Below are 4,878 nucleotides of genomic sequence, written 5' to 3'. Positions count from 1 at the left end.
GCCCTGCACGGCGCCGAGACCATCGCCGCCGTGATCGTCGAGCCGGTGGCCGGATCGGCCGGGGTCCTGCCGCCGCCCAGGGGCTACCTCGAGCGCCTGCGCGCCATCTGCGACCGGCATGGCATCCTGCTGATCTTCGACGAAGTCATCACCGGCTTCGGCCGGCTGGGCGAGCCCTTTGCGGCCCAGGCCCTGGGCGTCATCCCGGACATCATGACCACCGCCAAAGGCATCACCAACGGCGCCCTGCCCATGGGCGCGGTCTTCGCCCACCGGAAGGTGCACGACGCCATCGTCCAGGGCCCTCCGGCCGCGATCGAGTTCTTCCATGGCTATACCTACTCGGGGCATCCCGTGGCCTGCGCCGCCGCCCTCGCCAGCCTGGAAATCTACCGGCGCGACGGCCTGTTCACCCGGGTCAAGACCCTGGCGGGCCTGTGGGAGGACAGCCTCCACGCCCTGCGCGGCAAGCCGAACGTCATCGACATCCGCAACATCGGCCTGATGGGCGCCATCGAACTGGCGCCCCGGCCGGACGCGCCGGGCGCCCGGGGCTACGAGGTCCTGGTCAAGGCCCTGAAGGCCGGACTCCTGGTCCGGGCGACGGGCGACATTATCGCCCTGTCGCCACCGCTCATCATCAGCGAGGCCCAGATCGGCCAGCTGTTTGACATCCTGGGCGGTGTGCTGGACGACGTCGCCTGACGCAGCCCCCGCTGGCTTGACATAAAGACATAAAGATATCTTTATGCGCTCATGTTGAGCGCGGACCGTATCGTCGACGTCCTGCGCGCCGCAGGGGAGCCCTCGCGGCTGCGCATCCTCACCCTGCTGGCGCGGGAGGAACTTGCGGTCCTGGAGATCTGCAAGGTGCTTGACCAGAGCCAGCCCCGCGTCTCGCGCCACCTGCGTCTGCTGGCCGAGGCGGGCCTGGTGGAGCGGTTCCCGGACGGCGCCTGGGTCTTCTACCGACCGGCGGCTGAGGGGGAGTCCCGCACTCTCGCCGATCGCATCCTCGCCTCCCTGGACGCCGCCGATCCGGTCCTGCTGAGGGATGCCCAACGGCTCGAGGCTGTGCGAGCGGAGCGCCGGGCCGCCGCTGACCAGTACTTCGCGCGCAACGCCGCCACCTGGGACGAGATCCGGTCGCTGCACGTGGCGGAGGACCGGGTCGAGGCCGCCATCCAGGCCGCCGCCGGGCCGGGCCCCTTCCGGCGGCTGGTCGACCTGGGGACGGGGTCGGGCCGGATGCTGACCCTGCTTGGGCCCCGGGCGGCATCCTGCCTCGGCCTGGACTTGTCGCAGCAGATGCTCAATGTCGCCCGAGCCCGGGTGGAGGCGGCCGGCCTGGTCGCCTGCGACCTGCGCCATGGGGACATCTTCGCCACCCGCCTGCCCGACGGCTGCGCCGACCTGGTGGTCGTTCATCAGGTCCTGCACTTCCTGGGCGACCCCGCCGCCGCCGTTCGGGAAGCGGGGCGTCTCACCGCGCCGGGCGGACGGATGGTCATCGTCGACTTCGCCCCCCACACCCTCGAGATCCTCCGCGAGCAGCATCAGCATCGCCGCCTGGGTTTCTCCGCCGCCGAGATGAAGCGATGGATGACGGCGGCGGGCCTGCGCCAGACCGGCCTGGCAACCCTCTCCCCCGACCGGAGCAACGGCCTGACCGTCTGCATCTGGACCGCCGAACGGAGCCCCGCATGACCGACACCGCCCTCGGGCCCATCGCCCGCGCCGGCGCGGGCCTCGCCGCCCCGCCCCGCGTCTCTTTCGAGTTCTCGCCGCCCAAGACCGAGGAGGCCGAAGCCTCGCTCTGGGAGGCCATCCGCCGGCTGGCGCCGCTGAACCCCGCCTTTGTTTCCGTCACCTACGGAGCCGGGGGCTCCACCCGCGACCGGACCCATCGCACGGTGACCCGCATCCTGGCGGAGACCCGCCTGGCGCCCGCCGCCCACCTGACCTGCGTCGACGCCAGCCGCGCCGAGGTGGACGAGGTGATCCGCGATTACTGGGATGCGGGCGTGCGCCATATCGTCGCCCTGCGCGGTGACCCGCCGGGCCAGATCGGCGGGGTCTATGTCCCTCGCGACGACGGCTACCTGAACGCCACCGAACTGACCGCCGGCATCCGCGCCATCAGCCCCTTCGAGGTCAGCGTCAGCCTCTATCCCCAGACCCATCCCGAAAGCGGGTCGGTGGACCACGACATTGACGTGCTGAAGGCCAAGATCGACGCCGGGGCGACCCGGGCCATCACCCAGTTCTTTTATGACGTGGATGGCTTCCTGAGGTTCATGGACCGGGTCCGCAAGGCCGGCGTGACGATCCCCATCTCACCGGGGATCATGCCGGTCTCCAACTTCAAGGGCCTGAAGCGCATGGCGGGGCCCGTCGGCATCCCCCTGCCCGGCTGGCTGGGAAGCCTGTTCGAAGGCCTGGACAAGGATCCGGAGACCCGCCGCATGATCGCCGCCGGCGTGGCCGCCGAGATGTGCGTCAAGCTGGCCGAGGAAGGCTATTCCGACTTCCACTTCTACACCCTGAACCGGGCCGACCTGGTCTACGCCATCTGCCGGATCCTCGGGCTGCGCGAGCGGACCGAAGCAGGAGGACAGGGATGAGGGGCGGCCCGACAGGAGAGACTTTCCAGATGACCCGCGCCGATCGCATCGCCGCCCTGAAGGCCGCCGCCCGGGAGCGCATCCTGGTCCTCGACGGCTCCTGGGGCGTGATGATCCAGAAGCGCGACCTGGACGAGGCCGACTACCGGGGCGAGCGCTTCGCCGGTCATCCGGGCCAGCTGAAGGGCAACAACGACCTCCTCTGCCTCACCCGGCCGGACATCATCACCGAGCTGCACGACGCCTATTTCGGCGCCGGGGCGGACATCTCCGAGACCAACACCTTCTCGGCCACCACCATCGCCCAGGCGGACTACGGACTAGAAGCGGCGGTGCGCGACATCAACCTGGAAGGCGCGCGGCTGGCCCGCGCCTCCGCCGACCGCTGGACCGCGGCCGAGCCGCACAAGCCGCGCTTTGTCGCCGGCTCCATCGGCCCCTTGAACAAGATGCTGTCCATGTCGCCGGACGTGAACGACCCGGGCGCCCGGTCCGTCACCTTCGAGGAGGTCTACCAGGCCTATCGCGAGCAGGTCATCGCCCTGAACGAGGGCGGCGTGGACCTCTACCTGGTCGAGACCATCACCGACACGCTGAACTGCAAGGCGGCCATCAAGGCCATCCTGGACCTCGAGGACGAGGGCTACGAGCCCCTGCCCATCTGGATCTCGGGCACCATCACCGACCGGTCGGGCCGCACCCTCTCGGGACAGACGGTGGAGGCCTTCTGGAACTCGGTGCGCCACGCCCGGCCCTTCGCCGTGGGGCTGAACTGCGCCCTCGGCGCCGACCTCATGCGGCCGCACATCGCCGAGCTGTCGCGGGTGGCCGACACCCTGGTCAGCGCCTATCCCAACGCCGGCCTGCCCAACGCCATGGGCGAGTACGACGAGCAACCCCACGAGACCGGGCACTCGCTGCACCAGTGGGCCGGGGACGGCATCGTCAACATCGTCGGCGGCTGCTGCGGCACGACGCCGGACCACATCGCCCATGTCGCCAGGGCCGTTGAGGGCCTGGTCCCGCGCCGGCCGCCCGAGCGCCCGCGCGCCATGCGCCTGTCCGGGCTGGAGCCCCTGGAGCTGTCATGAGGCCCACCTTCGTCAACATCGGCGAGCGGACCAACGTCACCGGCTCGGCCCGCTTCCGCAAGCTGGTGGCCGAGGGGAACTATCCGGAGGCCCTGTCCGTCGCCCGCCAGCAGGTGGACGCCGGCGCCGCCATCATCGACGTCAACATGGACGAGGGCCTGCTCGACTCCGTGCGGGCCATGACGACCTTCCTCAACCTGATCGCCGCCGAGCCGGACATCGCCCGGGCGCCGGTGATGATCGACTCCTCCAAGTGGGAGGTGATCGAGGCGGGCCTGCGCTGCGTCCAGGGCAAGGCCATCGTCAACTCCATCTCCCTGAAGGAGGGCGAGGCGGCCTTCCTGAAGCAGGCCCGGGCCTGCCTGCGCTATGGCGCGGCGGTGGTGGTCATGGCCTTCGACGAGCAGGGCCAGGCCGACACCCTGGCGCGCAAGACCGAGATCTGCGCCCGCGCCTACCGGATCCTGGTGGACGAGGTGGGCTTCCCGCCAGAGGACATCATCTTCGACCCCAACATCTTCGCGGTCGCCACCGGGATCGAGGAGCACGACAACTACGCCGTCGACTTCATCGAGGCGACGCGCTGGATCAAGGCCAATCTGCCCCACGCCCGGGTCTCAGGCGGGGTCTCCAACGTCTCGTTCAGCTTCCGGGGCAACGAACCCGTCCGCCGGGCGATCCACGGGGTCTTCCTCTACCACGCCATCGCGGCGGGCCTGGACATGGGCATCGTCAACGCCGGCGACCTGCCCGTCTATGACGACATCCCGGCCGAACTGCGCGAAGCCGTCGAGGACGTCATCCTGAACCGGCCCCGGCGCGACCCGGCCCTGACCAACACCGAGCGGCTGGTGGAGCTGGCCCCGGCCTACAAGGGCGGCAAGTCCGAGGCGAAGGGGCCGGACCTCGCCTGGCGCCAGGCCCCGGTGGCCGAGCGCCTGGCCCACGCCCTGATCCACGGGGTCACCGAGTTCATAGAGGCCGACGTCGAGGAGGCGCGATTGGCCGCCGCCCGCCCCCTGGAGGTCATCGAAGGCCCCCTCATGGACGGCATGAATCGGGTGGGCGACCTGTTCGGCGCGGGCAAGATGTTCCTGCCCCAGGTGGTGAAGTCGGCGCGGGTCATGAAGCAGGGCGTCGCCTGGCTCCTGCCTTTCATGGAG

Annotated in this window: 5 protein-coding genes; all 5 read left to right on the top strand. The window is 70.2% G+C overall.

What is annotated here, in order from left to right; genetic code table 11:
• Window positions 1-705, top strand: a 705-nt coding sequence (locus tag IM632_RS13940; protein WP_296552500.1) for an aminotransferase class III-fold pyridoxal phosphate-dependent enzyme, incomplete at its 5' end; no start/stop codon positions are given.
• 51 nt (window positions 706-756) lie between these two features.
• Entirely contained in the window at window positions 757-1,707 is a 951-nt protein-coding gene (locus IM632_RS13935; protein ID WP_296552499.1) for a metalloregulator ArsR/SmtB family transcription factor, read from the top strand.
• Entirely contained in the window at window positions 1,704-2,624 is a 921-nt protein-coding gene (metF, locus tag IM632_RS13930) for a methylenetetrahydrofolate reductase [NAD(P)H] (RefSeq protein WP_296520791.1), read from the top strand. Before IM632_RS13935 ends, metF begins: the two co-directional genes overlap by 4 nt.
• Before the next feature lie 29 nt (window positions 2,625-2,653).
• Window positions 2,654-3,715 (top strand): homocysteine S-methyltransferase family protein, encoded by a 1,062-nt coding sequence (locus IM632_RS13925; protein ID WP_296497271.1) that lies wholly within the window; start codon window positions 2,654-2,656, stop codon window positions 3,713-3,715.
• A partial coding sequence (locus tag IM632_RS13920) for a dihydropteroate synthase (RefSeq protein WP_296552498.1) occupies window positions 3,712-4,878 on the top strand: 1,167 nt, incomplete at its 3' end. The genes IM632_RS13925 and IM632_RS13920, both read left to right, overlap by 4 nt.

The organism is Phenylobacterium sp., assembly GCF_020402505.1.
Classification (GTDB): domain Bacteria; phylum Pseudomonadota; class Alphaproteobacteria; order Caulobacterales; family Caulobacteraceae; genus Phenylobacterium.
The sequence above is the reverse complement of the archived record's forward strand: the minus strand, read 5'-3'. Positions and strand labels throughout refer to the sequence as shown.